25 protein-coding genes are annotated in these 25089 nt (G+C 65.6%); 14 read left to right on the forward strand and 11 right to left on the reverse strand.

The features are described from left to right. The first annotated feature begins 72 nt into the window (after positions 1-72). Positions 73-1236 carry a globin domain-containing protein gene (locus tag ASG84_RS08925; RefSeq protein WP_057476666.1) on the forward strand — a complete coding sequence of 388 codons (1164 nt, stop codon included), beginning with the start codon at positions 73-75 and terminating at the stop codon, positions 1234-1236. A 17-nt stretch (positions 1237-1253) separates the two neighbouring features. Here the strand turns inward: ASG84_RS08925 and ASG84_RS08930 are convergent, their stop codons facing one another. After that, entirely contained in the window at positions 1254-1925 is a 672-nt protein-coding gene (locus tag ASG84_RS08930) for a hypothetical protein (RefSeq protein WP_156399436.1), read from the reverse strand. Positions 1926-2207: 282 nt separating this feature from the next. Here ASG84_RS08930 and ASG84_RS08935 point away from each other — a divergent pair, with 282 nt between their 5' ends. Continuing rightward, complete coding sequence (locus ASG84_RS08935; RefSeq protein ID WP_057476772.1) at positions 2208-2627, forward strand: helix-turn-helix domain-containing protein; 420 nt, start codon at positions 2208-2210, stop codon at positions 2625-2627. Here ASG84_RS08935 and ASG84_RS08940 read toward each other — a convergent pair. Both ASG84_RS08940 and ASG84_RS08945 read right to left on the reverse strand, forming a co-directional pair. Continuing rightward, positions 2624-2899 carry a DUF2277 domain-containing protein gene (locus tag ASG84_RS08940; RefSeq protein WP_057476670.1) on the reverse strand — a complete coding sequence of 92 codons (276 nt, stop codon included), beginning with the start codon at positions 2897-2899 and terminating at the stop codon, positions 2624-2626. The genes ASG84_RS08935 and ASG84_RS08940 overlap by 4 nt on opposite strands. A 22-nt stretch (positions 2900-2921) precedes the next feature. Continuing rightward, positions 2922-3497 (reverse strand): TetR/AcrR family transcriptional regulator, encoded by a 576-nt coding sequence (locus ASG84_RS08945; RefSeq protein ID WP_057476672.1) that lies wholly within the window; start codon positions 3495-3497, stop codon positions 2922-2924. Positions 3498-3592: 95 nt separating this feature from the next. On the opposite strand from ASG84_RS08945, the gene ASG84_RS08950 reads away from it, so the two are divergent. Next, positions 3593-4990, forward strand: a complete 1398-nt coding sequence (locus tag ASG84_RS08950) for a cytochrome P450 (RefSeq protein ID WP_057476673.1) — start codon at positions 3593-3595, stop codon at positions 4988-4990. Here the strand turns inward: ASG84_RS08950 and dinB are convergent, their stop codons facing one another. Beyond that, positions 4991-6178: a DNA polymerase IV gene (gene dinB, locus ASG84_RS08955; protein WP_057476773.1), complete on the reverse strand. Its 1188-nt coding sequence runs from the start codon at positions 6176-6178 to the stop codon at positions 4991-4993. A 167-nt stretch (positions 6179-6345) separates the two neighbouring features. Between dinB and ASG84_RS08960 the strand changes: the two genes are divergently transcribed. From ASG84_RS08960 to ASG84_RS08970, 3 genes are read left to right on the forward strand one after another with little or no spacing between them, the layout of a single operon-like run. Beyond that, positions 6346-8619, forward strand: a complete 2274-nt coding sequence (locus tag ASG84_RS08960) for a putative bifunctional diguanylate cyclase/phosphodiesterase (protein WP_082520892.1) — start codon at positions 6346-6348, stop codon at positions 8617-8619. Positions 8620-8630: 11 nt separating this feature from the next. Further along, a complete protein-coding gene (gene bluB, locus ASG84_RS08965) occupies positions 8631-9251 on the forward strand; it encodes a 5,6-dimethylbenzimidazole synthase (RefSeq protein WP_200936535.1) in 621 nt (206 codons plus the stop codon). Further along, complete coding sequence (locus ASG84_RS08970; RefSeq protein ID WP_057476676.1) at positions 9248-10291, forward strand: hypothetical protein; 1044 nt, start codon at positions 9248-9250, stop codon at positions 10289-10291. Before bluB ends, ASG84_RS08970 begins: the two co-directional genes overlap by 4 nt. 4 nt (positions 10292-10295) lie before the next feature. On the opposite strand, the gene ASG84_RS08975 is transcribed toward ASG84_RS08970, so the two are convergent. From ASG84_RS08975 to ASG84_RS08990, 4 genes are all read right to left on the reverse strand, one after another. Beyond that, entirely contained in the window at positions 10296-10808 is a 513-nt protein-coding gene (locus ASG84_RS08975; protein WP_057476677.1) for a DUF427 domain-containing protein, read from the reverse strand. Between the two features lie 22 nt (positions 10809-10830). Then, complete coding sequence (locus ASG84_RS08980; RefSeq protein WP_057476678.1) at positions 10831-11526, reverse strand: DUF2637 domain-containing protein; 696 nt, start codon at positions 11524-11526, stop codon at positions 10831-10833. 48 nt (positions 11527-11574) lie between these two features. Further along, positions 11575-11877 (reverse strand): WhiB family transcriptional regulator, encoded by a 303-nt coding sequence (locus tag ASG84_RS08985; protein ID WP_057476679.1) that lies wholly within the window; start codon positions 11875-11877, stop codon positions 11575-11577. 255 nt (positions 11878-12132) lie between these two features. Beyond that, positions 12133-12693 carry a gluconokinase gene (locus ASG84_RS08990; RefSeq protein ID WP_057476680.1) on the reverse strand — a complete coding sequence of 187 codons (561 nt, stop codon included), beginning with the start codon at positions 12691-12693 and terminating at the stop codon, positions 12133-12135. Between the two features lie 80 nt (positions 12694-12773). On the opposite strand from ASG84_RS08990, the gene ASG84_RS08995 reads away from it, so the two are divergent. After that, a complete protein-coding gene (locus ASG84_RS08995; protein ID WP_057476681.1) occupies positions 12774-13517 on the forward strand; it encodes a FadR/GntR family transcriptional regulator in 744 nt (247 codons plus the stop codon). Between the two features lie 59 nt (positions 13518-13576). Next, positions 13577-16129 (forward strand): trehalose-phosphatase, encoded by a 2553-nt coding sequence (gene otsB, locus ASG84_RS09000; protein ID WP_057476682.1) that lies wholly within the window; start codon positions 13577-13579, stop codon positions 16127-16129. Positions 16130-16350: 221 nt separating this feature from the next. Here the strand turns inward: otsB and ASG84_RS09005 are convergent, their stop codons facing one another. After that, the gene (locus ASG84_RS09005) at positions 16351-17457 is read right to left on the reverse strand and encodes a LacI family DNA-binding transcriptional regulator (protein ID WP_057476683.1); all 1107 of its coding nucleotides are present in this window, start codon (positions 17455-17457) and stop codon (positions 16351-16353) included. Positions 17458-17599: 142 nt separating this feature from the next. On the opposite strand from ASG84_RS09005, the gene ASG84_RS09010 reads away from it, so the two are divergent. From ASG84_RS09010 to ASG84_RS09035, 6 genes are read left to right on the forward strand one after another with little or no spacing between them, the layout of a single operon-like run. After that, positions 17600-18613, forward strand: a complete 1014-nt coding sequence (locus ASG84_RS09010) for a metal ABC transporter solute-binding protein, Zn/Mn family (RefSeq protein WP_057476684.1) — start codon at positions 17600-17602, stop codon at positions 18611-18613. 31 nt (positions 18614-18644) lie between these two features. After that, positions 18645-19478 (forward strand): metal ABC transporter ATP-binding protein, encoded by an 834-nt coding sequence (locus tag ASG84_RS09015; protein ID WP_057476685.1) that lies wholly within the window; start codon positions 18645-18647, stop codon positions 19476-19478. Further along, positions 19475-20353 carry a metal ABC transporter permease gene (locus tag ASG84_RS09020; RefSeq protein ID WP_032380152.1) on the forward strand — a complete coding sequence of 293 codons (879 nt, stop codon included), beginning with the start codon at positions 19475-19477 and terminating at the stop codon, positions 20351-20353. Before ASG84_RS09015 ends, ASG84_RS09020 begins: the two co-directional genes overlap by 4 nt. Positions 20354-20362: 9 nt before the next feature. Further along, positions 20363-21121, forward strand: a complete 759-nt coding sequence (locus tag ASG84_RS09025) for a LamB/YcsF family protein (RefSeq protein ID WP_057476686.1) — start codon at positions 20363-20365, stop codon at positions 21119-21121. Next, on the forward strand, positions 21121-21723 hold the full coding sequence (locus ASG84_RS09030) for a 5-oxoprolinase subunit B family protein (RefSeq protein WP_057476687.1): 603 nt from the start codon (positions 21121-21123) through the stop codon (positions 21721-21723). Before ASG84_RS09025 ends, ASG84_RS09030 begins: the two co-directional genes overlap by 1 nt. Next, the gene (locus ASG84_RS09035) at positions 21720-22574 is read left to right on the forward strand and encodes a biotin-dependent carboxyltransferase family protein (RefSeq protein ID WP_057476688.1); all 855 of its coding nucleotides are present in this window, start codon (positions 21720-21722) and stop codon (positions 22572-22574) included. The genes ASG84_RS09030 and ASG84_RS09035 overlap by 4 nt, the downstream gene beginning before the upstream one ends. 95 nt (positions 22575-22669) lie before the next feature. Here the strand turns inward: ASG84_RS09035 and rlmB are convergent, their stop codons facing one another. Continuing rightward, the gene (gene rlmB, locus ASG84_RS09040) at positions 22670-23653 is read right to left on the reverse strand and encodes a 23S rRNA (guanosine(2251)-2'-O)-methyltransferase RlmB (protein WP_032380147.1); all 984 of its coding nucleotides are present in this window, start codon (positions 23651-23653) and stop codon (positions 22670-22672) included. Then, a complete protein-coding gene (cysS, locus tag ASG84_RS09045) occupies positions 23653-25068 on the reverse strand; it encodes a cysteine--tRNA ligase (protein WP_057476774.1) in 1416 nt (471 codons plus the stop codon). Before cysS ends, rlmB begins: the two co-directional genes overlap by 1 nt. Positions 25069-25089: the final 21 nt, after the last annotated feature.

A 25089-nucleotide genomic window follows, 5' to 3' on the forward strand; every position in this document is an offset into this window, starting at 1 on the left:
GGTGACGGTCGACAGTGGCGGTGTCATCGACGGCGAACTCGGTGGCGAAATCGGTGGGGTGGAGGTTGATCGATGCTCGACGCGCGAACGATCTCCCTGGTCCGTACCGGTTTCAAGTCCGTGGTCGCGTCGCCGGACGGCCCCGCCCGCCTCTCCAGGTCCTTCTACGCACATCTGTTCGCCGAGTACCCCGACTTCCGCGCTCTGTTTCCTGCCTCGATGGATTCGCTTCGCGAACACTTCGTACTGGCACTCGGCTACGTCTTCGAGCATCTCGACAACACCGACCGCGTCGAGCCGTTCCTCGAGCAGCTGGGCCGAGATCACCGAAAGCACGGCATCTCGGGAGCACATTTCCGCGCCGGCAGCTCGGCTCTGATCGCCGCATTCCGCTCGTTCGCGGGCAACGAGGTGTGGACCGACGAGGTCGAGACGGCCTGGCACGACGCCCTCACCGTGGTGAGCAACGCCATGGCCACCGCCGCCGACAACGACGAACTACCGCCGTACTGGACTGCCACCGTCGTCGAACACCAACGAATCCTCGACGATCTGGCGGTGGTGCGCCTGAAGACCGACGGCGAGATCCCGTACTTCCCGGGGCAGTACGTCAGCGTGCAGATCCCGCAGCGACCCAAACTGTGGCGATACCTGTCCCCGGCCATTCCGAGCAACCCGTACGGCGAGATCGAGTTCCATGTTCGACGCGTATCCGGTGGCTGGGTGTCTCCGGCCATGGTCGCCGAGACCCGGGTCGGTGATCGCTGGTCCATCAGTCCTCCACTGGGCGGGATGCACGTCGATCGCGCGATCCACGAGGACGTGTTGATGATCGCGGGAGGCACCGGTCTTGCTCCGTTGCGTGCTCAGGTCATGGAAATGGCTCAGCGCACCGACAATCCGCGAGTGCATCTGTTCGTCAGCGGTACCTATCCGTGCGATCTCTACGATCTGGACACCCTGTGGCAGTTGTCGCTGTCGAATCCGTGGCTGACGGTTGTTCCGGTGACCGAAGAGCTCGAGGATCCATGGTGGTACTCCGGCCCGGCGCGCGAAATCCCATGGGGAATGCACCATCGACTGCAGGGCGCGGTCGGCAAGGTCGTCACTCGATTCGGCTCGTGGGCCGATCGCCAGATTCAGATCTGCGGGTCGCCGTCGATGGTGCGCACCACGCTGTACGCGCTACGCAAGGTCGGCACCCCGATGGAGCATGTTCAGCACGATCCATTCTGATTGTGCCGCAACGATATTCAGCTGGACAACGACTTCGGCGGACTGTCCTCGACGATGACGCCGGCCGCCAGGCGTGGCGTCCATGCCTCGGTGACCAGTCGGCCGTCTCCGGTGATGATGGCATCGGGATCGGGATCGATGAGGATGGGGTATCCGGTGTCAGCGGTGGCACCGACGTTCTGCACCAGCAGGCCGTTCTCGATCGTGTAGTGAACGTGCACCGGCTGCAGATCGCCGTCGAACGCCCACGGGCGGCCGATGAAGATGACGGCATTGCCGGCCTCGTCCAGCACCGACACCGAGCCGTCGTGCTCGAGCCGCAGACTCCACAACGGCGGCATCGACGTCGTGAACTCGAATCTGTGCGGTGCCTGCGGAGCGAGAAGATGAATCATCAGCAGCGCGCCGTCGCGCGGATCCCGCTGCGGCACAATGACTTCGTACGCGCCACACTCGTAGAACCTGGATCCGAACGGCCCAGGAATGCCGGTGCCGAGATCTCCTGCAATGACAAGTTCGAGCCGAATGCAGCCGGAGCCGTCCTCGGCTCGAAGAGTGATTCCCTCGGACGGATGCGGCGTGGGCGACTCGTCCCGCGGAGCGTAGGACAGAACGGCGCGCAGCAGCGGCTCGACCACCTCTGCATCGCCGTCGCGTGAGTCGAACGTTCGTCGTCGCCGATCGGCCATCTCCACCCCCTCCGCCTGGCAAACCAGTGTGCCACCGAGGTGCCCATCGTGCGACGAATACTGCCCGAAAACCATCCGTTCGATTCGGGACGGACCACTACCGAAGCGCACTCGACCCCGACACGGCCAGGAGACCGACCAGTACTGTTTCCAGCTAAGTTTCTGCAGGTCAGCGATGGTACAGCGGAACCATGGTACCGGCTACTATCAACCGGTTCGGTCCACGGCGGATCGACCTGCCCAGTGGGCAGCGGCCATGCCAGGAAGGCACACACATCCCCGATGTCCGCTGATTTCGCCGCACGTCTGAACCACCTGTTCTCCACGATCCACCCGCCGGGACGCAAACCTCACACCAACGCGGAGGTAGCCGATGCTCTTGCCCTGCGCGGGCACCAGATCTCCAAGCCGTACATCTCGCAGCTGCGGTCGGGCCAACGCACCAACCCGTCCACCGATACCGTGGCGGCACTGGCTGCCTTCTTCAAGGTCAAGCCCGATTACTTCTTCGACGACATCTACGCAGCCAAGGTCGATCACGACCTCGAACTGCTGGGCCGACTCCAGGGATACGGCCTGCGTCGCCTCTCTGCCCGGGCGTTCGACCTGTCCGAGGAATCTCAGAACCTACTCAGCTCGATGGCCGAGAAACTACGCGTGAGCGAGGGACTGCCGGCGGTGCCGCCGGACAGCACCCGCTAGGACCCAGCCTTGGCGGCAATCCGTGCCTGCACTTCCGGACGCCGCAGCGGCGGCACCGTGGGAGGGGGCTGACGCCGCTCCGGCAGCGCGTCGAGGAGACGATGCGTCGTTGCCGTCACCTCGGCGACGGCCAACTCGAAGGCGTCGCGGGTGGCGTCGGATGTCTTCTGCACGCCACTGATCTTGCGGACGTACTGGCGCGCGGCTGCCTCGATCTCGTCGTCGGTCGCGTGCGGTTCCAACCCCCGCAAGGTGGTGATGTTTCGGCACATCCCTCGACGATAGCCCCGCAACTCACACCTCGAGAAGACCCGACAATGCGCGTAGGCACAGCTCGCGGACCTGCTCCCGGTCCAGAGTTCTGCGCTCCACCCAGTCCAGGCACACCGCTCGCACGAATGCGATCCAGCCACGAAGGGCTGTTCGGACCATCTCGTCGTCGGCGAATGCGGCGGGCAGCGCGGCGAGGATACGTTCCTGCTGAACGGCGAATTCTCGCGTGAGAATGTCGTTGATCCGATCGTCGCCGAGCAACGCGCCCCGGTTGACGGCGCGTAGGCCGTGCGCGTGTTCGTCGGAGTAGGCGATGTACGCGTCGAGACCGGCTGCGACCTGCTCGAGGACGGGCAGCGAGGTGTCCGGCGCGGTGACGTCGAGGTTGCGCTCGGATTCGGTGCGCACGATCTCGACGAAGAATTCCCGCTTGGACGGGAAGTAGTGGTACATCAACCCGCGGGAGACGCCCGCGAGATCGGCGACCTCCTCGATCCACACGTCCTCGTACGGCCGCTCGGCGAACAACGCGGAACCGATCTCCAGTAATTGCGCGCGACGCTGCGCCGGCGTCATGCGCTTCCGGGGTGTGGTCATGGGCTTCGGATCTTACTTGACACGGGTTCAACAGTGAGTACGGTCACTATTACACACCGGTTCAACAGCAATCGTTGGTCAACGAGGGAGCGGCAATGTCGACACAGTTCGCGATGCGCAACGGCTCGCTGCCGCACCCTCCCTACCGACTCCCCGTCCTCGGCGACGTCGTCGGTGTCGATCCCCGCACCCCGATTCAGGACTCGACCGTCTTGGCCGGTCGACTCGGACCGATGTTCGAGCGCGAAATTCTCGGGCGGCGCTTCGTCTTCGCGTCCGGCGCCGACGTGGTGGGCGAGCTGTGCGACGAAAAGCGCTTCGAGAAGTTCCTTCCTCCGGGAGTCGAGAATCTGCGCGATATCGGGGTGGACGGACTGTTCACCGCGTACAACCACGAGCCGAACTGGCAACGCGCCCATGATCTTCTGCGTCCGGCCTTCACCGCGGGTGCCATGCGCGGCTACCACGAGATCATGGTCGACGTCGCAGATGACCTGATCGAACACTGGGAGGGTCGCTCTCGTAGCGGTGCCGACACCGACGTCTCCTCGGACATGACAAAGCTGACGCTCGAGACCATCGGACGCACCGGCTTCAGCTACAGCTTCGGCTCGTTCGCGCGCGCCGAGCCACACCCCTTCGTGGCCGCCATGGTCGGCGCACTGACATACAACCAGCGGCGGTCGCTGTTGTCGATCCCGGCGTTCGCAAAACCCTTGTTCGCCCGGTCCGACCGCAGGTACGCACACAACAAGCAGTACTTGGCCGACGTTCTCGCCGATGTCGTCAGAACCCGCCGCCGATCGACCGAGGACTTCAGCGACCTGCTCCAGATCATGATGGATGCGGCGAAAGATGCCGACAATCCGAATGCACTGAGCGAGGCCAACATCGGATACCAGATCCTGACGTTCCTGATCGCCGGGCACGAGACAACCTCGGGCGCACTGTCTTTCGCGCTGTACTATCTGGCGAACAACCCCGAGGTGTTCGAGCGCGCCCGCGCCGAGGTCGACGAGGTCTGGGGTACGGACAAGCCCCAGTTCGGCCAGGTTCCCAAACTGCGGTACGTCCGCCGTGTCCTCGACGAGTCACTACGCCTGTGGCCGACGGTTCCCGCGTTCGGACGCGGCGCGCGCGCCGAGACCGTCATCGGCGACGACTACCGCATGGCCACCGGCGACTGGGCAGTCGTTCTGGTGACGGCCTTGCACCGCGATCAGGCTTGGGGTGACCGTCCGAACGACTTCGATCCCGACAATTTTCTACCCGATCGCATCAAGGCACGCCCCGCGCACGTGTACAAACCGTTCGGGACCGGTGAACGCGCCTGCATCGGAAGACAATTCGCCATCCACGAAGCGGTTCTGGTACTCGGGACAATTCTGCAGCGCTTCGATCTGCAGGCCGACCCGTCGTACCGACTGAAGGTCCAGGAGCGACTGACCATGATGCCCGAAGGCTTTCGGGTCCAGCCGAGAATTCGCGCCTAGTCAGTCCGGTAGTAGGGGGACCGAGATTCCCGGGTCCCGGCCCAGCAGCACCCCACGCGTCAACGACGTGGAGCCGAACTTCTTGTGCACCCCGTCGAGCGCACGGTCGAGTGCCGATGCCTCCGGGGGCTTGCGCACCTGCGGTGCGTCGAACTGCAGTTCCAGTTGCTCCGCGCCGCCCTTGTCGATGCTCGACACCGTGACGCCGACGAGGGTGATGCCCTTCTCCGCAATCATCGGTGCCGCGTCGTGCAGCAGTTCCAACGCGGCGTCGAGAATATCCCGGGTATCGGCGGTTGCTCGATCGAGTGTGTGCGATCTGGTGGCGCGGGTGAAGTCCGCAAAACGCAAGCGCAACATGACAGTTCGACCGGTTCGCTCCGCCCCGCGCATACGGTGGGTGACGCGGTCGACGAGCCCGATCAACGATGCCTCCACTTCGGCCGCGTCGTGCCTGCCACGCCCGAGAGCACGCTGTGCGCCGATCGAACTACGTGACTTGCCGGGCTGGACGCGTCGAGGATCCCGGCCCATTGCCAGTGCGTACAGATGCGCGCCCGCACCCTTGCCCAGCACCGAGGCCAACGACCGCTCGCCGTAGGCAGCGATGTCTCCGACGGTCCTGATGTCGAGAACGTGCAGCTTCTCCGCGGTCACTTTACCTACGCCCCACAGCCTTTCGATGTTCAATGGGTGCAGGAACTCCAGTTCGCCGCCGGGTGGTACGAGCAGCAGACCGTCCGGCTTGGCGAAAGCACTGGCGACCTTCGCCAGGAACTTGGTGGTGGCGATCCCGACGGTGATGGGCAGCCCCACCTGCTCGGCGACGTCTCGCCGCAACTGCCGGCCGATATCGGTCGCACTGCCCGCGATCTTCTGCAACCCGCCGACGTCGAGGAAAGCCTCGTCGATGGAGATGCCCTCCACCAGCGGAGTGGTGTCGTGGAAGACGTCGAAGACGTCCTTGCTCGCCTGCGAGTACGCCTCCATGCGCGGCGGCACCACGATGGCCTGCGGACACACGGCCCTGGCCTGGCCGCCGCTCATTGCGGTGCGCACCCCGAACGCTTTGGCCTCGTAGCTGGCGGCGAGCACCACTCCCCCGCCGACGATGACCGGCTTGCCGCGGAGCCGGGGGTCGTCGCGTTGCTCCACCGAGGCATAGAAGGAGTCGAGGTCGGCGTGCATGATGCTCGCCAGGTTCGGGTTGTTCGACTCCACGAATCCATGCTCGCACGGGCTACCGACATACTCTCGAGGCACAACCGGAACGATCGGGACAGCCGAAGTGACCCAGATCACCGAGTGTGCCATTGTTGGAGTCGTCGGATCGGCGTGAACGGCTGGAGAGAACAGTGACGGCCTGGTGGCGGTGGTACGCGACCCTCGGCGTACTCGGCTGCCTCGCCTACTTTGCTGTTCCAAGCAACGCCTGGGCGCAGTCGATCTTCATCGTCGTCGGCGCATCCGCTGTGGTGGCCACCGTGATCGGCACCAGGATGCACCGGCCGCGCAATCGCACCACGTGGCTGACCATCGCGCTGGGCACCGGGCTCTGGGTCGTCGGCGACATCGTGTTCGAATGGATCGACGTCACGAGGGGCAGCGTTCCCGACCCCTCGCTCGCCGACGTGTTCTACCTGGTGGGCTACCCGATCTACGGGTTCGGCCTGTTTTTGCTGGTCCGACACGAATGGCGCGCGAGCGAGCGCGGTCACGTGGCCAACAGCGCCATCGTCATGGTCGCGTTCGGGTTGCTCACCTGGGTGTTCGCCGTGCAACCGTCGCTGGGCGACGGTGGCATCTCGGGTACAGCCGGCCTGGTGGATGTTGCGTACCCCGCCATGGACATCTTTCTGCTGGGGTTGCTGGCCCACTTCGTCGGTTCGCGGCAGTGGCGCACGCTGTCCTACCGTTTGCTGACGGTTGCAGTCCTGCTGCTGGTCGTCACCGACATCGTGAACAACTTCTCCATCGTCTCGGAGTCGCCGTCGGATCGATCACTGGTCGACGCCGGTTGGACCATGTCCTACGTACTCATCGGCGTTGCCGCCCTGCATCCGTCCATGCGTCGAATAGCCAGCTCGAACATCGAACCCGAAGCCCACCTGATGGCGTCGTTCACCACCCCGACGGTCGTCGTCCTGACCGCGGCCACCCTGACGGCTCCGACGGTCATGTTCATCGAGGTGATTCGCGACGAGCCGATTGCGCAGTGGGGCTGGGCGGTATTGCTGTGTGCATCGGCGTTGGTGATCCTGGTGATATTGCGCATCACCGATCTGCTTCGGTTGCTCCACACCCAGACCGTGCGGCTCCGCGCCGCCGCCGACACCGATCGACTCACCGGTCTCGCCAATCTCCGCGCACTCGAACACAGAATCTGGCAGAACGCGGGTGACACCACCCTGCTGACGGTCGATATCGACCGATTCAAAGAAATCAACGACACTTTCGGGCGCGGTCTGGGAGATCAGGTCCTGGTGGCGGTCGCCGACAGACTGCGAAGTATCGTCGACGATTCGATCATGTTGGCGCGCTTGGCAGGTGATGAGTTCGTGCTGTGCGGGACGACGAACTCGATGGACCCGACCGCTCTGGCACACGAGGTTCAGCGTCAATTCGCTGCGCCGTTCGAAGTGGGCACCATGACGCTGCTGATCGAGGCGAGTGTGGGTGTCGCGTCGAGCCTTCCCACTGCCGAGGGCGAGGACGAGGCCACCCCGGATCGCCTGGTGCAGCGTGCCGATCTCGCTGTGCAGGCCGCAAAGGCGACGCAATCGCGCGTCGCGTTCTACGACCGCTCCATGGACAGAGACACGAGCGCGCAACTGATCATGCTCGGGGAGTTGACCACCGCACTCGAATCCGACCAGCTCGAGCTGCTGTACCAACCCCAGGTCGATCTCGACTCGATGACGGTCGTCGGCGTGGAGGCGTTGCTGCGGTGGCATCATCCGAGCGGGACGGTGCTCTCGCCCACTGCTTTTCTGCCCACGGCCGAACGTACCGGGCTCATCCGGCCGCTGACGAGCCACGTGCTCACCCGCGCACTTGCCCAACGCAGCCTCTGGGCAATGGGCGGACTGGATCTCCAGATCGCCGTGAACATCTCGACCCGCAACCTGTTCGACGACACGCTGATCGAGCAAGTGCGCACCGCTCTGCAGGAATTCCACTGTCCTGCCGAACGATTGACGCTCGAAGTGACCGAGACCTCGGCCATGACCGATCCGGTGGGGGCAACCGAGATGCTGACGATTCTGCATGCGATGGGTGTGCAGGTCGCCATCGACGACTACGGCACGGGCTACAGCTCGCTCGCCTACATCGAACGGTTGCCGGTGCAGGAGCTCAAGATCGATCGAGCCTTCGTCGGCGGGATGGCCCAGGATCCGGCACACGCCGCGATCGTACGGTCGACTGTCGAACTCGCCCGTACTCTGGGGTTGTCGGTGACTGCGGAGGGTGTGGAGGACGAGAGGACGATGACCGCGCTACGCGAATTGCGGTGCGGGCGTGCCCAGGGATACCACCTCGGCAGACCCACCTCGTCGGATCTGTTACCGACCCTCGTCGCCGAACTGAACGCGCGTCTGAAAATTGCTACGGGAGAACGGATATCATGACCGAAGCAGCCTTGTCGGTGTACGCCGCGATTCGATCTCGACGCGATGTCCGGGCCGAGTTCGACGGAACCGTCGTCGACGACGACACGCTGCGCCGCATACTCGGTGCCGCGCATCAGGCCCCGAGCGTCGGCAACACCCAGCCCTGGGACTTCGTCGTGGTCCGCAAGCCCGACACCCTGAACGCATTTGCCACCCACGTCGCACGCTGCCGACAGGACTTCGCCGACAAGCTCGACGCCGAACGCCGAAAGACGTTCGACCCCATTCGGGTCGAAGGAATCGAAACGAGCGGGACCGGCGTGGTGGTCACCTACGATCCGGACCGTGGAGGACGGCACGTCCTGGGCCGCGACACCGTCGACGACACCGGACTGTTCTCTGCTGTACTCGCGATCGAGAACCTCTGGCTGGCAGCAATTGCCGAGAACGTCGGTGTCGGCTGGGTCTCGTTCTACGACGAGTCTTTTCTCACCGAGTTGCTCGACATCCCCGCACCGGTCCGCCCCATAGCTTGGTTGTGTGTAGGTCCGGTCGAATCATTTCAGGAGGTACCCGATTTGGAACGCTTCGGTTGGCGCACCCGGCGTCCGCTCGACGACGCCCTGCACTTCGAGCAGTACCGCCGATGAGGGCGCGTCTGATTGCAGTGGCGACAGCCTGTGTGCTGATCGCCGGCTGCTCCGCCGCCGAATCCCCCACCGAACCGTCTACTCCCGCAACGACTCCGGCCGCCGAGCCCGCACAAGCTCCGGATTCGGCCGACCCGATCGGCACCGTCGTACCCTTCCCCGGTGCTCCCGAGGGCGTTGTGGTCGGGACGTCCGGAATCGCCGCCGCAGCGGTCCGAGAACCCGACGGTGTGGTGCTGTTCGACGCGGCAACCGGCACCGTGCGGCAGATGGTTCAGACGACCGGTGCGCCGCGCCACCTCTCGCTCGCCGGCCCCGACGGCCCGGTGCTCGCCCCGCTCGAAGGCAGCGACGAGCTGGTCGAGGTCTCACTCGACGACGGCGCGATCCTGTCGACCGCCACCGGCGTCGGCCGTCAACCACACGATGCCGTCTCGACCTCGGACGGCACGATCGTGGCCACCAACGAAATGGGTGGCGGAGTGATCTTCCTGCGCGACGGTTCGGTGTTGTCGGAACTACCGCCGGGGCCGGTGCAGCCCGGTGGAGTGGCCGCGCTCGGTCCGTACGCGGCAGTCGCGGACGTACAGGGCAACGGCGTGTGGGTGTACGACGGCGCGACGCGTCAGGGGGTAGGGCAGGCCCCGATCGGTGTCAAGCTCACGCATGCAGTGACGGTGAACGAGACTACGGCCGGATTCGCCGACACCGACGGCGGGGCAGTTCTTCTCGCGTCGGTCGACAGCGCTGGGGGCATTCGTCAGATCGCGTCGATCGACGCACCGGGCAACCCGTACGGGCTCGCGGTGGACCCCGACCGGCGGCTGCTGTTCGTGACGCTCACCGCGTCCAACCTCCTGCGGGTGGTCGATGTATCGGACCCCGCCGCTCCGCGCGTCCTGGGCGACGTCCCGACGGTCACCCAGGCCAATTCGGTTGCGGTCGACCCGCGCACCGGGGACGTGCTGGTGACCGGCAGCGACCCCGGCGCGACGAGTTCGATTCAGATCGTTCCCCGCGCTCTGCTGCCCGCGGGATGAGTGATCACCAGCCGTAGGAGCCAGGAATGCCCTTGAACGGGCCGACGACGTCGTCGGTGATCCAGCCCTCGTAGAAACCGCCCTCCTGGGGTCGGACCGCTTCTCCATCGATTTCGCATTGCAGACGGCTGGGCGAGAACGCGAGGTAGCCCGCGATCGCGGCGAACCTCGGAGTGGGGGTCTCGTAGCTCCATCCGGCTGCCTCTGCGACGGCATCTCCGCCGTGCACGTCCCAGTACGTTGCTGCGCCTTTCCATTCGCAGTGCGTCGAGCGGGCCGCGGACGGGGTCAACGCGCCCGGAACGACATCCGCTGGCGAGATGTACCAGGTGGGCGGATGGCTCGTCTCGAGTACGCGGTAGGCGGCGGTGGTGCGGGCGATCACCTCGCCGCCGAGCCGGACAACGAGGGAACGGTTCGAGGACTCGAGCGCGGGTGGACGGGGGTAATCCCAGACGGACTCCTGGCCCGGCTTCGGCTTCTCCGGAACGACTGATCTCGGCAAGTGTGTGCTCATCACTCGATGGTGCCACCGGGCGTCACGGGGCGTCGACGGGATAGAGATCGTCCACACGTTCTTCGTCGAGAATCCAGCGATCCACCTCGTCGAGAGGTTCGACGACGCGTACCGAAGACACCGCTGGTTCGGGCACAGGGTGCTCGATACGGACTCGCTCGACGGGTTCGGGATTCGGGCGCGGGACCGGCGTGGGGGTGCGCACTTCCGGCTGTGGCTCTTCGATTGGTTGTGGCTGTTCTGCCACCGGAACGAACGCGACGGGCTCGACTGTCTCGACTGTCTCCGTGACGGCCTCGGGCAGCTCCGCGGGGATACGCACCAGGATGCCCAGCCCGTGTGTCGCGGCCAGCAGGCTCACCGGGGCGACGGTCGCGATGGCCGCCGACAGAGCAGGGTGCAGCGTGCCGGCGTCGGAGATGAAGGCGTGCATGGCATTTGCGCCGATGCTCACCAGAGCTGCGGTGATCAGCACGCCCCAGAAGAAGCGTCGGCCACTGCGTTGATCCTCGAACTGGGCGAGCGCGATGACGGAGATGGTGGCCTGGAGAATGGTGCCGTCGACGATCACCGGCCACAGCCACGACAGCGATCGCGGGACGCCTGCCATCGTGGCGAGATCCCAGAGTGCGGCGAAGCTCAGCACGAACGACGCGATTCCGATGACGGTGGTGATGACGACCGCACTGACGAGCGTCGCACGCAGGACCTTGTTCATGGGTCGTCATGAAACACGAACCCACCGACAGGTTCATCGAACGAGAGATCAGGCGGTGCGGACGGCCCCGCGGTAGACATCGGCGCGGTCGTGAGCGGACATTCCGCCCCACACTCCGTAGGGCTCGTTCGCCTCGAGCGCATGCCGACGGCATTGTTCGAGAACCGGGCAGCGACCGCAGACCTGCTTGGCGGCCTTTTCTCGCGAGGAGCGGGCGCGGCCTCGTTCACCCTCGGGGTGGAAGAACACGGACGAGTCCAGACCACGACACAGGCCGTCGAGTTGCCAATCCCACACATCGGCGTTGGGGACGGGAAGTTGGACGGGCCTGGCGGGTGCGCCTCGCACCATGAGCTGTCTCCTCACTGAAAAGTGAACAAGCTCACCTTCTCTCATTCGTCGTACTTTTACAAGTTCTTTCGTTCATTCGTAGTACTTAAAAGCAATCGCGCTTGCTTGAAATGGGCGCGCGCCGACGGCGTCCGGACTTCATCCGCTCGGTTTCGACCGTGTTGAGCTGGATCAATGTCCCATTCACGCAGTCTGACTGACTGGAAGCCGCATTCATCCCAACGGGGCCGGCCGGTCGATGCCGACCCAAGGCAATCAGTGACTCTCCGACATCCCCGCGCGCTTCTCGAGCTCGACGAGGACGCGTTCGGCGATCTTCGTGGGCGGCGGGCCGATGTCGACGACGATGGCGTTCTCGTCCTCACCGAGCGGCTCGAGTGTGGCGATCTGGGTGTCGAGCAACGAGGACGGCATGAAGTGGTCCATGCGCGCGTTGAGACGCCCACTGATCCGGTCCTTGGTTCCGGCCAGGTGCACGAAGATCACCTCGGCACCTTCCCTGGATGCAGCACTGAGCACGTCCCGATACGACCGCTTGAGCGCCGAGCAGGTCACGATCCCGGATCGGCCCGTCGTGGTGTGGTCGGTGATCCACGCCGCGATCACGTCGAGCCACGGCCACCTGTCCTCGTCCGTCAAGGGCTGACCCGACGCCATCTTCGCCACGTTGGCGTCCGGATGCAGGTCGTCGCCCTCCTGGAGGTCCCATTTCAATGCTCCGGCGAGAATGCCCGCCACCGTCGACTTACCCGATCCCGATACGCCCATCACCACGAGAACCGGATGATGCGCTCTGCCTGTCGTCTCCGCTGCCATCCCTCGATACTGCTCCATCGAGGTCGTGCAGATCGGACAGACGCGAGAAACCGGGCGAGCCGTGGGACGATCGAGCGAACATGACCGAGACCAACGACTTCCGCCAATTGCACGATTCGGTGCTCGACGAGCTCGGTCGCGACATCGTCAGCGGCGCAATCCCGAGCGGAACCCGAATCTCGGCCGACGACGTCGCCGTGCGATTCACCGTCTCGCGAACGGTCGTACGGGAAGTGGTTCGGGTTCTCGAGTCGCTGGGGTTGCTGACCGTGCGGCGGCGCGTCGGGATCACCGTGCAGAGCTCCGACAACTGGAATTCGCTGGATCCGGTGGTCATCCGTTGGCAGCTGGCCGGGCCCGCTCGTGCCGAGCAACTGCTACTGCTCAGCGAATTGCGTTCGGGCATCGAGCCTTTGGCGGCCAAGCTGGCTGCCCACCGGGCCACGCCCGAGCAGTGCGGCGCACTGACGGCCGCCGTCATCGGAATGTCGTCGACGTCCCGCGCGGCCGACTCCGAGGCGTATCTCGAACACGATTGCAACTTTCATCGGACGTTGCTCGCCGCGTCGGGCAATCCGATGTTGCGGTCGATGTCCGACATCGTCGTGGAGGTGCTCGCCGGCCGCACCCGGCACGCCCTGATGTCACGGCAGGCAGATCCGGAGGCGATCCGTCTGCACGGGGTGGTCGCCTCGTCGATCCAGTCCGGTGACGCCGACGCCGCGCAGCGAGCCATGTTGGCCATCGTCACCAAGTCCGCCGCGTCGATGTCGGCGGCCTCGGGTGTGACGCCGTCGCCCGGTCTGGTGCCCGACCAGCAGTGATACGCCGAGCGCGCGAAGCCAGGTACGCCGAGACGAGGTTCATCGCCTAGATTCGACGCGTGACTGCTCTCGAATTGCCGCTCGAACTTCGCCGCGCGCTCGTCGGAGTAGCGCGCACCCCGCGCCTGCTCGTCGCGTCCGATTACGACGGCACCATGGCTCCGATCGTGTCCGACCCGCAGAAGGCCTTCCCGCACCCCGAGTCCGTGAGCGCGATGCGCGGGCTCGCCTCGCTGGCCGGCACCAACGCCGCCGTCATCTCCGGGCGCGCCCTGCGCGATCTCGCAATCCTCTCTCGGTTGCCGTCCGAGGTGCAGCTCGTGGGCAGCCACGGCAGCGAGTTCGACGCCGGGTTCGTCAACGCCATCGACGACGACGCCAAGAAGCTCCTCACCCTCATCACCGGAGAACTGCAAACCATCGCCGACGCCCATCCCGGCGTCAGCATCGAGACCAAGCCGGCCAGCGTCGCGCTGCACGTCCGCAACGCCGAGACCGCCGCCGGTGACGAAGCGCTCGCGGCCGTGCGCTCCGGAGCAGCAGCACGCGACGGCGTGCAGGTCACCGAAGGCAAGTCCGTCATCGAGCTGGCCGTCATCGTCACCGACAAGGGCGTCGCCCTCGACATTCTTCGCCACCAGGAAGCCGCCACTGCCGCAGTCTTCTTCGGCGACGACGTCACCGACGAGAAGGCTTTCGGCCATTTGCACGGCCCCGACATCGGGGTCAAGATCGGGCCGGGCGACACCCTCGCAGAGTTCCGTATCGACAGCACCGAGCAGGTCGCGCTGGCGTTGGCGTTCCTGTTGGAGGAGCGTCGGCAGTGGCTGTCCGGAGCCGATGCACCGCGTATCGAACGTCTGACGATGTTGGCCAGCCCCAATGCGGTTGCCCTGCTCACCCCCGATGCCGACGTCACCTGGCTGTGCCACCCCGAACCCGATTCCGCAGCCGTGTTCGCGCACCTGCTCGGCGGCGATCAGGCCGGCCACTTCAGCGTCGGACCCACCCGCGCATCGCTGCCTCTCAGTCAGCAGTACGTGGACGGAACGATGACTGTGCAGACCAAATGGGCCAGCCTGCAGGTCACCGACTACCTGCCGCACGACATCGGCCAGGGCCAGACCGCTCTGACCCGCGTCATCACAGGCAAAGCCACTGCCGTGGTGACGTTCGCGCCGCGTCCGGAATTCGGAAAGGCCTGGGCCTCACTGGAACCCGATGCCGAGGGCCTGCGTGTCCTCGGTACGGCCGATCCGATGGTGCTGCGCAGTCCCGGCGTCACCTGGAACATCGTCTCCGACGGGTCGCAGCAGACAGCACACGCCGAGGTCGACCCCTCCGACGGACCGATCGTTCTCGAATTGCGTCTCGGCACAGACGATCTGGGCGAACATCCCTGGGCCGAGGTCGAGCGTCGTCGCGCGGCCGAGGCCTACTGGAAGGACTGGGCCGACGGCCTGGACCTGCCGCCGCTCAAGCGCGATCTGATGAAGCGATCGGCACTGACGCTGCGCGGCCTGGTGCACGCCGAGTCCGGTTCGATCATGGCGGCCGCCACCACCTCACTGCCAGAAGACATCGGTGGAGTACGTAACTGGGACTACCGCTACTGCTGGCTGCGCGACGCTGCACTCACCGCGACCGCACTGGTTGACGTCGGATCGGTCGCCGAGGCCGAGAACTACCTGTCCTGGATCCACGGTGTACTGGAATCGGTATCGGGCCCGGAACGACTACACCCGCTGTACACCATCTGGGGTCTCGGACTTCCTCCCGAAGCAGTCATCGACGAGCTGCCGGGGTACGCCGGATCGCGTCCGGTGCGCGTGGGAAACGCTGCGAATCAACAGGTTCAGCTGGACGTCTTCGGGCCCATCGTCGAATTGGTGTCCGCCCTCGCCCACGCACGTAAAGCCAAGGGCTCCGAAAACAGCCTGTCCGACGACGACTGGGAACTCGTCCGCGCCATGGTCGAAGCCGTCGAACGACGCTGGTTCGAGCCCGATCACGGCATCTGGGAAATCCGCGACAATCCCCGCCACCACGTCTACTCGAAGGTGATGGGCTGGATCACCGTCGACCGTGCTATCGGACTGGCCGAAACCTTCGGCCGCACAGCCGAATCGAGCTGGGCACCCCTGCGCGAGAAAATCCGCGAGGAAGTGCTCGCCAATGGCTGGAACGACGAGGTACAGTCCTTCACCGCCGCCTACGACGGCACCGACCTCGACGCCGCGACGCTGTACATCGGCCTGTCGGGTCTGATCGATCCGGCAGATCCGCGCTTCGCCGCCACCGTCACCGCCACCGAGGCCGAACTGCGGAGCGGATCGACCGTCTACCGCTACCACCACGACGACGGTCTCCCCGGCGGCGAAGGCGGATTTCACCTGTGCGCCGCCTGGCTCGTCGAGGCATATCTGTTGGTGGGACAGCGCGCCGAGGCCGAGGCTCTGTTCGCCCAACTCGTCAGCGCTGCCGGACCGACAGGCCTGCTCAGTGAGGAATACGACCCGATTGCCGAACGATCGCTCGGCAACCATCCGCAGGCCTACAGTCACCTGGGTCTGCTGCGTTGTGCGAGATTGCTCAGCGCTCAGCCTTACTGACCTCCACCCAACCCACCCCCGGTTCACCCCCATTCCGGATCAATGCGCCTTTGTTGCACTCAGACTGACTGAAACCCACATTCATCCCGAACGGGGTTCCGGCCGACACCGAATGAATGTGGCTTTGTTGCAGTCAGACTGACTGAAACCCGCATTGATCCCGAACGGGGGTTGGGCAGAGCTGGGGCGGGCGGTTGGGCGGGCGGTTGGGCGAAAGAAGGTCAGGCGATAGCGGGCGGTTGCTCCGGCGGCGGTCCCGCGGTTCGTCCGCGGAAGAGTTCGGTCGGCAGGGTTTCCGCGGCGACGATGCCCGAGTGCGAGGACGAGAGCACCAGCTTCCCGGCTCGTCGACCTTTTTCTTCGGCGTCCTGGCGCACGGTGGTGAGGTTCTCGCGGATGGCGTCGGAGATGCCGTCGAATCCGGTCACCGAGAGTTGGCTCGGCACATCGATTCCGGAGACCTTCGCGAAGTTGAGAGCACCCAGCGCGATGACGTCGGTGGTACAGAGCAGGGCCGTGGTTTCGCGGTTGGCTTGCAGCGCTTGGGCCGCAGCGGAGTGGCCGGAGCGAACGGTGTGGTCGAAGCGTTCGACGACGGTGAGGGTGTCGGGATCGAGTCCGGCGTCGATCATCGCGGCCTGCACGCCGGCGATACGTTCGCGCTGAACGTGGAAGTGACTGTCCGCCAGCCGTCCCGGGGGCACGACGCCATCGCGGCGGTCGCGTCCGAGCCGCATGCACAACACGGCAAGATGCTCGTGTCCGAGTGAGATGAGATGCGCAGCAAGCATTTTCATGGCGACGCGATCGTCGATAGCAACGAGGGCGGCCTCGGGGATGTTGCGGGGCTGGTCACAGACGACGATCGGGAGGTGACGTTCGCGCACTGCAGCGAGGTAGGGGTCGTCGTCGGCAACGGAGTACACGACGAATCCGTCGACTCCCGCCTGTTGCACCACGGCGGCAGCCTGTACGTCGTCTCGCTCGGCACCAGCGGGGATCAACAGCAGACCCTGCCCTGCGGCCTCGCAGGATTCGGCGAGGCCTGCAAGGAAGCTCATGGCGGCCGGGTCACGGAAGGAGTAGCTGAGGGCTTCGGTGAGAAGCAGCCCGATGGCTCCGGCCTTGCGGGTACGCAGCGATCGGGCAACCGGGTCGGGGCCCGCGTAGCCGCGCCGTTTGGCCGCCTGAAGTACGCGTTCGCGCAGTTCGGGAGAGAGCTGATCCGGTCGGTTGTAGGCGTTCGAGACAGTGGTGCGCGATACCTTCAGCTCGGCAGCAATCGATGCCAACGTCGCTTGACGTCGCGGTTCGCTCGACCTGACCATTACCGGGACGTTAGTCCCACTACGCACTCCGGAGAAATTGGAGGTCGCCTTCGTCCGATTCGATCGAGAGCCCCGACGAGCGCTAGAGTACAACGGTAACGGTTTCCATTAGCGTCAAGCCTTGCCCATCAGGAGTACAACGATGTCGTCCATCCATCGCGCGTCCCGGACCAAGCTCACGGCTGTACTGGGCCTGACCTGCGCCGCAGCCCTCACATTGAGTGCGTGCAGCTCCAGCGATCCTGCGAGCACCGAGTCCGCCCCCGCCACCCCTGTCGACGGGCCGATCACGATCGTCGCGTCCACCAACGTCTGGGGAAGCGTCGCCGAGGCGGTTGCCGGTGACCTCGCGACAGTGACGTCGATCATCTCCGATCCCTCTGCAGATCCGCATTCCTACGAGGCGAGCCCGGCCGACGCGGCGTCCGTCTCCGAAGCATCGCTCGTGGTCTACAACGGCGGTGGCTACGACCAATTCATCGAGGACATCCTCGATTCCGAGGCACAGAACGTGCCCTCGGTCGACGCCTTCACTCTGCTCGACGAGAGCCACGATCACGCCTCCGACGAGCCCACCTCGGAAGCCGCAGCCGAACCCACGGCGGACGACGGTCATTCACACGGCGAGGTCAACGAACACGTCTGGTACAACGCCGAGGTGGCAGCGCACGCCGCCGAGGAGATCGCCGACAAGCTCGGCCAGCTCGATCCCGACAACGCCGCGCAGTACACCGCCAACGCCGAGACCTTCCACGAGCAGGTCCACGCCATCACCGACGTGACGGCGAAGATCGCCGCCGATTTCCCGAACGCGCCGGTGGCCCAGACCGAACCGATCGCGCACTACCTGATCGAGGAGTCCGATCTCGACGATCGCACCCCCGAGGACTTCAAGGATTCCATCGAGGAAGGCAACGACCCGTCGCCAGCCTCCATCGCCGCAACGCGAGATCTGTTCACGTCCAAGTCCGTTCGCGCGCTGGTCTACAACATCCAGACCGAGGACGCCGTCACCCAGGACATTCGCTCCACGAGCGAGGCCGCGGGCATCCCCGTCGTCGAGGTCACCGAAACGCTGCCCGCAGGCATGACGTACATCGAATGGCAGACCAAGGCCGCGACGGATCTGCAGGCCGCTCTCACCACCGCCTCCTGAACCCGACGAGCGTGATGGAAAGCTGTAGTACATGCCTGCTGTAGAACTGCGCGATGCCGGACTGGCGTTCGGCGACCGCACGCTGTGGCAGAACCTGGACCTGACGGTCGAGAAGGGCGAATTCGTCGCTGTTCTCGGCCCCAACGGATCCGGTAAGACGTCTCTGCTCAAGGTGTTGCTCGGCCAGAATCAGCTCACGTCCGGCACGGCCGCGATCGACGGTAATCCCGTCCGTCGCGGCCAGTCGGGCGTGGGATACGTCCCGCAGCAACGCAACATCGACGACGATCTGCCGCTGCGCGGACGCGATCTCGTCGGCCTGGGCTGGGACGGCCACAAATGGGGCATGGGATTGCGCGGCATGCGGCAGCGCAAGGACACGGTGCAGCGAGCGATCGATCAGGTCGACGCCAACTCCTTCGCGGGTGCCCCGGTCGGCTCGATGTCCGGCGGGGAGCAGCAGCGTCTGCGCATCGCTCAGGCACTCGTCGGGGACCCCTCGGTCCTGCTGTGCGACGAGCCGCTGCTGAGCCTGGACCTCGCAAACCAATCTCTGGTCTCGGGCCTCATCGATCGCCGACGGCGGGAGCACGACACGGCGGTGCTGTTCGTGACCCACGAGATCAACCCGATCCTCCCGCTCGTCGACCGCATCGTCTACATCGTCGACGGCCGGTTCCGCATCGGCACTCCCGAGAAGGTCATGACCACCGAGGTGTTGTCGGAGCTCTACGGCACCGAGGTGGAGGTGCTGAAGGTCCGCGGCCGACTCGTGGTCGTCGGTACCGGCGACTCCATCGATGCGCTCGGCTCGGCAGGCGCACACCACCCACCCGTGTCGCACGACAGAGAAGACAAGGCATGAACGAGAAGGTTCTCGACGCATTCTCGAAGATGCTCGACTTCGACACCACCGCCAATCTGCTGACCTACGACTTCGTCCAGCAGGCGCTGATCGCGGCCGCAATTCTCGGGTTGCTCGCGGGCGCTCTCGGACCGTTGATAGTCAGCCGCCAATGGGCCTTCGCGGTACACGGATCCAGTGAACTCTCGCTCACCGGCGCATCCGCTGCTCTGCTCGTCGGCATCACCGTGGGCCTCGGAGCCATCGTGGGATCCGTTGTCGCAGCCGTGATGTTCGCGTTGCTCGGAAACAAGGCCCGCGATCGTGACTCGGTCATCGGCGTCATCATGTCCTTCGGCCTCGGCCTGTCGGTGTTGTTCATCTGGCTCTACCCGGGCCGAACCGGCACCAGCTTCTCGTTGCTCATCGGCCAGATAGTCGGCGTCGGGCAGAGCGGAATTCAGCTGCTGCTGGTCTGCGCCGTGCTGGTGCTGATCGTGCTCGCGGTGGTCTACCGGCCGCTGCTGTTCGCCAGTACAGACCCCGAGGTAGCGCTGGCGAGAGGCGTCCCCGTCCGTGCGCTGTCGGTCGTGTTCGCGGTACTCGTCGGCGTGGCGTGTGCGCTGGGCGTCCAGATAGTCGGTGCCCTGCTGGTGCTCTCGCTGTTGATCACTCCCGCCGCGGCCGCCGCGCGGGTCACGGCCAGCCCGCTCAAGGCGACGCTGCTGTCCATCCTGTTCGCCGAGATCGCCGCCGTCGGGGGCATCCTGCTCTCCCTCGCACCCGGACTGCCGGTCTCGACGTTCGTCACCACCATTTCGTTCGTGATCTACCTCCTCTGCCGCGCTGTGGGTGCCACACGCAAGGCCAATTCCGGACGGCTCGTCGCCGCTTAAGATGGCAGCGTGACGGCCATCGATCTCAACGCCGATCTCGGCGAAAGCTACGGTGCATGGACTCTGGGCGACGACGACGCCATGCTCGCCGTGGTCTCGAGCGCCAACGTTGCGTGCGGCTTTCATGCCGGTGATCCCACCACTTTGTTGCGCACGTGCCGCTCGGCCGCGAACGCAGCGGTGCGGATCGGAGCGCAGGTGGGGTATCACGACCTTGCCGGATTCGGCCGACGCTTTCTCGACGTCTCCCCCGCCGACCTCGCTGCCGACGTCATCTACCAGATGGGCGCTCTCGACGCGCTCGCTCAGGTGGCCGGCTCTGCGATTGCCTACGTCAAACCGCATGGGGCGCTGTACAACGCGATCGTGCACCACCGCGAGCAGGCACGGGCCGTGGTCGACGCCGTCAGCTCGTACGACCCAACGCTGCCGGTGCTCGGACTGCCCGGCTCGATTTTTCTCGAAGAGGCCGAGCGAGCCGGACTGCGCACTGTCGCAGAGGCTTTCGCAGACCGCGCCTACACAGCGCAGGGAACGCTGGTGTCGCGCTCGGAGCCCGGTGCCGTGCTGTCGGACCCCGTCGCGGTGGCACAGCGAGTGCTGACCATGGTCACCGATGGGACCACCATGGCCGTGGACGGCTCGACCATCGACGTTCGGGCCGAGTCGATCTGCTTGCACGGCGACTCCCCCGGCGCAGTCATGATGGCCACCGCCGTCTCGGAGCTGCTGCGTAACAACCACATCGACGTCACCGCCTTCGTCTGATGCGGATCCACCCGGCCGGCGATAATGGGGCACTCGTCGAATTCGACGGGCTGGACGAGTCGATGGCGTACTACCGCGCGCTGGCTCTGAACCCACCGGCTGCCGTCGTCGACCTCGTTCCCGCCGCGCGCACCGTCCTGGTGATGTTCGACGGGCCGCGGCAGCCGATACTGGACTGGATCTCGGCCACCGAGCCGGCCGAATCAGACGACTACAACCGCGCCGACACCGTGACGATCTCGGTCGTCTACGACGGCGAGGACCTCGACGAAGTGGCCCACCTGAAGGGACTGTCGACCACGGAAGTCGTTGCCGCGCATTGTGAACAGACGTGGACCGTCGCGTTCGGCGGCTTCGCCCCCGGCTTCGGCTACCTCGTCGGCACAGACACCCGACTGCACGTCCCGCGGCGTACATCGCCGCGCACCACTGTCCCGGCCGGTGCAGTGGGACTCGCGGGCGAGTTCTCGGGCATCTACCCACGCTCGTCGCCCGGCGGCTGGCAATTGATCGGACGTACCGACGCGCAACTGTGGAACCTCGACCGCGACCCACCCGCGCTGCTTCGCCCCGGCACCACCGTCCGATTCGAGCGGGCATGAAAACCCTCACCGTGCTGCGGACGGGACCGCTGTGCACCGTGCAGGATCGCGGCCGCCCAGGGCATGCGTCGATCGGAGTCGGGCGCTCCGGTGCCGCAGACCTGCTCTCACACGATGCCGCAAACCGATTGGTGGGCAACAATTCCGGAGCCGCGACACTGGAAGTGACCTTCGGAGGACTGACGCTGCGCGCCGAGTTCGACGCTGTTGTCGCAGTCACCGGTGCGCACGCGACCTGTCGAATCGACGGCACGCAGCAGGGACTGTATTCGACACTGGTATTGCGAGCCGGGCAGGAACTGGAGCTGTCCGCGCCGACATCAGGTCTGCGCAGCTACCTCGCCGTACGCGGCGGAATCGACGTGCCCGCTGTCCTCGGCAGCCGATCGACGGACACGATGTCGGGCATCGGCCCCGCTGTCCTCTCCCCCGACACCGTGTTGAGTGTCGGCAACGACAGCGCGGCATGGCCCGCCGCGGAGTTCGTGCCGCCACCATCGATTCGAGCCACACTGCACGTCACGTTCGGGCCACGCGAGAACTGGTTCACCGAGCACGCCCGATCGCTGCTGCTGGAGCAGCCGTGGACCGTCACGCAGGATTCGGATCGCGTCGGGATCAGGCTCGACGGTGCCGAGCCGTTGAGCCGGGTCGACGACAATGAATTGCCCAGCGAGGGAATGGTTCTCGGCGCACTACAGGTGCCGCCGTCCGGGCAGCCGGTGCTGTTTCTCGCCGACCACCCCGTCACGGGCGGCTATCCGGTGATCGCCATCGTCACCGCGGACGACGTGTCCGCCGCCGCGCAGCTGACCCCCGGAACGCAGATACGGTTCCGTGCTGTCGGTTGACCCCGACCGCACACAACCTCACACCCTTGTTCTCGACCTCACACACCCATTCGAGCGATAGCAGGGGTGTGAGGTGTGCAAAAAGGGTGTGAGGTTCAGCCCCGACGCTGACGCGCGATGTCCGCCAACACGACGCCTGCTGCGACGGATGCGTTGAGCGATTCCACCGGCCCCGCCATCGGGATCGACAGGATGTGGTCGCAGGTCTCGCTGACCAGACGCGACAGGCCCTTGCCCTCGGATCCGACAACGATGACCACGGGACCCTTACCGTCGAAGGTGTCGAGTTCGGTGTCACCGCCGGCATCGAGGCCAACGACCGTGACGCCCTTCGACTGCCAATCCTTGAGGGTGCGAGTCAGATTGACCGCGCGTGCGATAGGCAGGCGAGCCGCAGCGCCGGCGCTGGTTCGCCATGCCACTGCGGACACACTCGCGCTACGACGCTGCGGGATCACGACGCCGTGGCCACCGAATGCAGCCACCGAGCGCACCACTGCGCCCAGGTTGCGCGGGTCGGTGATGTTGTCGAGCGCAACGAGCAGCGCAGGTTCCTGGTGCGTGCGCGCGTTCGAGATCAAGTCGTCGGGATGCGCGTAGCGGTACGGCGGCACCTGCAGCGCGAGGCCCTGGTGCAATCCGTTGGCGCTGAGCTTGTCCAGATCGGAGCGAGGCACCTCGAGGATGGAGATGCGCGCATCGCCCGCTCGCTGGACGGCTTCCTTGAGTCGATCGTCGCTGTCGGTCCCCACGGCGACCCACAGGGCCGTTGCCGGCACGCCTGCCCGCAGGCACTCGACGACCGGGTTGCGGCCGAGCACCACCTCGGGGCCGTCCTCGGCCTTGCGTCCGGCCGGCCTGCTGCCTGCGCGGCCACCGGTGGTGCCGCCGCGGTTCTGCGCTGACTTCTCGGCGAGCTTCGCCCGGCGCGCGGCGGGATGCTTGGTGCGCTCGGAGGCGGGAGGCGTCGCGCCTCGTCCTTCGAGGCCCTTACGCCGCTTGCCTCCGGAACCGGCGACCTGCCCCTTCTTGGTGCCGTCCTTGCGGATTGCGCCGCGCCTACTCGAATTGCCTGCCATCACAAACCTGCTTCGTCGGTCTTGCTCGTACCCAGCGACCATTCGGGCCCGTTGGGTGTATCTGTCACGTCGACTCCGGCCTTGGCCAGTCTCGTCCGTATCTCGTCTGCGGCGGCCCAGTCCTTGGTCGCCTTCGCCGTTGCTCGACGCTCCAGCTCTGCATCGACCAGTACGCCGAGCGCACCGAGAGCTGCTGCGTCGGAACCACTGTCGCTGGACCAGTGCGGGTCGAGCGGGTCGACGCCCAGAATGTCCAGCATCGCCCGCACACTTCCCGCGTACTCCACCGCGGCCGGTAGGTCACCGGACTCGAGTGCGGTATTGCCGAGGGTGACCGTGGCGTGAATCTCCGCCAACGCCTTGGGAACTCCGAGATCGTCGTCCAGGGCTGCAGCGAATCCGGCGGTCCACTTGCCCATCGGTACCTCACCGGCGCGCTCGACGGCTCGCCGGACGAACCCCTCGATACCCCGATATGTCACGGCCGCGGTTTCGAGCGCGGCGTCCGAGTACTCGAGCATCGACCGGTAGTGTGCGCCACCGAGATAGAACCGAAGCTCTTGCGGCCGAACCTTTTTCAGAACGTTGGGCACGGAGAGAACATTGCCGAGAGACTTCGACATCTTCTCGCCGCCCATCGTCACCCACCCGTTGTGCAGCCAGTACCGCGAGAAGCCGTCTCCGGCCGCCATCGACTGCGCCCGCTCGTTCTCGTGATGCGGAAACACCAGATCGAGCCCGCCGCAATGGATGTCGAAATCCGCGCCGAGGTAGTTCTCCGCCATGGCCGAGCATTCGAGGTGCCAGCCCGGGCGACCCGGCCCCCACGGCGTAGGCCACGACGGTTCGCCGGGCTTGGCACCCTTCCACAGCGTGAAGTCGCGGGGATCGCGCTTGCCCTCGGCGACGGTCTCACCCTGGTGTACGTCGTCGAGCTTGTGGCCGGACAGCGCGCCGTAGCTCGGAAAGCTCTGCACGTCGAAGTAGACGTCGCCGCATTCGTCGGCGTAGGCATGACCGCTTTCGATCAATCGCTCGATCATCTGGACCATCTGCGTGATGTGCCCCGTCGCGCGCGGCTCGGCCGACGGCGGAAGAACTCCGAGTCGGTCGTACGCCCAGGTGAAGGACCGCTCGTAGGTCGCGGCCCACTCCCACCAGGGACGGCCTGCGTCGCGTGCCTTGTTGAGAATCTTGTCGTCGATGTCGGTGACGTTGCGGACGAAGGCGACGTCGTAGTCGTGCGCCAGCAACCACCGCCGCAACACGTCGAACGCGACGCCGCTGCGCACATGACCGATGTGGGGTTCCCCCTGCACCGTCGCCCCACACAGGTACACCGATGCATGGCCAGGGACCAAGGGGGTGAATTCCCGCAGGGCCCTCGTCTCGGTGTCGTGTAGGTGAAGGGTCACGACCAGCAATGCTACCGGTGG

Origin of the sequence: Rhodococcus sp. Leaf278 (assembly GCF_001426085.1) — a bacterium.
Taxonomy (GTDB): domain Bacteria; phylum Actinomycetota; class Actinomycetes; order Mycobacteriales; family Mycobacteriaceae; genus Rhodococcoides.

Bases quoted from the DNA above. Each gene is read 5' to 3' on its own strand.
- ASG84_RS08925 (WP_057476666.1), top strand. From the start codon at position 73: ATGCTCGACGCGCGAACGATCTCCCTGGTCCGTACCGGTTTCAAGTCC.
- ASG84_RS08930 (WP_156399436.1), bottom strand. From the start codon at position 1,925: ATGGCCGATCGGCGACGACGAACGTTCGACTCACGCGACGGCGATGCA.
- ASG84_RS08935 (WP_057476772.1), top strand. From the start codon at position 2,208: ATGTCCGCTGATTTCGCCGCACGTCTGAACCACCTGTTCTCCACGATC.
- ASG84_RS08940 (WP_057476670.1), bottom strand. From the start codon at position 2,899: ATGTGCCGAAACATCACCACCTTGCGGGGGTTGGAACCGCACGCGACC.
- ASG84_RS08945 (WP_057476672.1), bottom strand. From the start codon at position 3,497: ATGACCACACCCCGGAAGCGCATGACGCCGGCGCAGCGTCGCGCGCAA.
- ASG84_RS08950 (WP_057476673.1), top strand. From the start codon at position 3,593: ATGTCGACACAGTTCGCGATGCGCAACGGCTCGCTGCCGCACCCTCCC.
- dinB (WP_057476773.1), bottom strand. From the start codon at position 6,178: ATGCACGCCGACCTCGACTCCTTCTATGCCTCGGTGGAGCAACGCGAC.
- ASG84_RS08970 (WP_057476676.1), top strand. From the start codon at position 9,248: ATGAGGGCGCGTCTGATTGCAGTGGCGACAGCCTGTGTGCTGATCGCC.
- ASG84_RS08975 (WP_057476677.1), bottom strand. From the start codon at position 10,808: ATGAGCACACACTTGCCGAGATCAGTCGTTCCGGAGAAGCCGAAGCCG.
- ASG84_RS08980 (WP_057476678.1), bottom strand. From the start codon at position 11,526: ATGAACAAGGTCCTGCGTGCGACGCTCGTCAGTGCGGTCGTCATCACC.
- ASG84_RS08985 (WP_057476679.1), bottom strand. From the start codon at position 11,877: ATGGTGCGAGGCGCACCCGCCAGGCCCGTCCAACTTCCCGTCCCCAAC.
- ASG84_RS08990 (WP_057476680.1), bottom strand. From the start codon at position 12,693: ATGGCAGCGGAGACGACAGGCAGAGCGCATCATCCGGTTCTCGTGGTG.
- ASG84_RS08995 (WP_057476681.1), top strand. From the start codon at position 12,774: ATGACCGAGACCAACGACTTCCGCCAATTGCACGATTCGGTGCTCGAC.
- ASG84_RS09005 (WP_057476683.1), bottom strand. From the start codon at position 17,457: ATGGTCAGGTCGAGCGAACCGCGACGTCAAGCGACGTTGGCATCGATT.
- ASG84_RS09010 (WP_057476684.1), top strand. From the start codon at position 17,600: ATGTCGTCCATCCATCGCGCGTCCCGGACCAAGCTCACGGCTGTACTG.
- ASG84_RS09015 (WP_057476685.1), top strand. From the start codon at position 18,645: ATGCCTGCTGTAGAACTGCGCGATGCCGGACTGGCGTTCGGCGACCGC.
- ASG84_RS09020 (WP_032380152.1), top strand. From the start codon at position 19,475: ATGAACGAGAAGGTTCTCGACGCATTCTCGAAGATGCTCGACTTCGAC.
- ASG84_RS09030 (WP_057476687.1), top strand. From the start codon at position 21,121: ATGCGGATCCACCCGGCCGGCGATAATGGGGCACTCGTCGAATTCGAC.
- ASG84_RS09035 (WP_057476688.1), top strand. From the start codon at position 21,720: ATGAAAACCCTCACCGTGCTGCGGACGGGACCGCTGTGCACCGTGCAG.
- rlmB (WP_032380147.1), bottom strand. From the start codon at position 23,653: ATGGCAGGCAATTCGAGTAGGCGCGGCGCAATCCGCAAGGACGGCACC.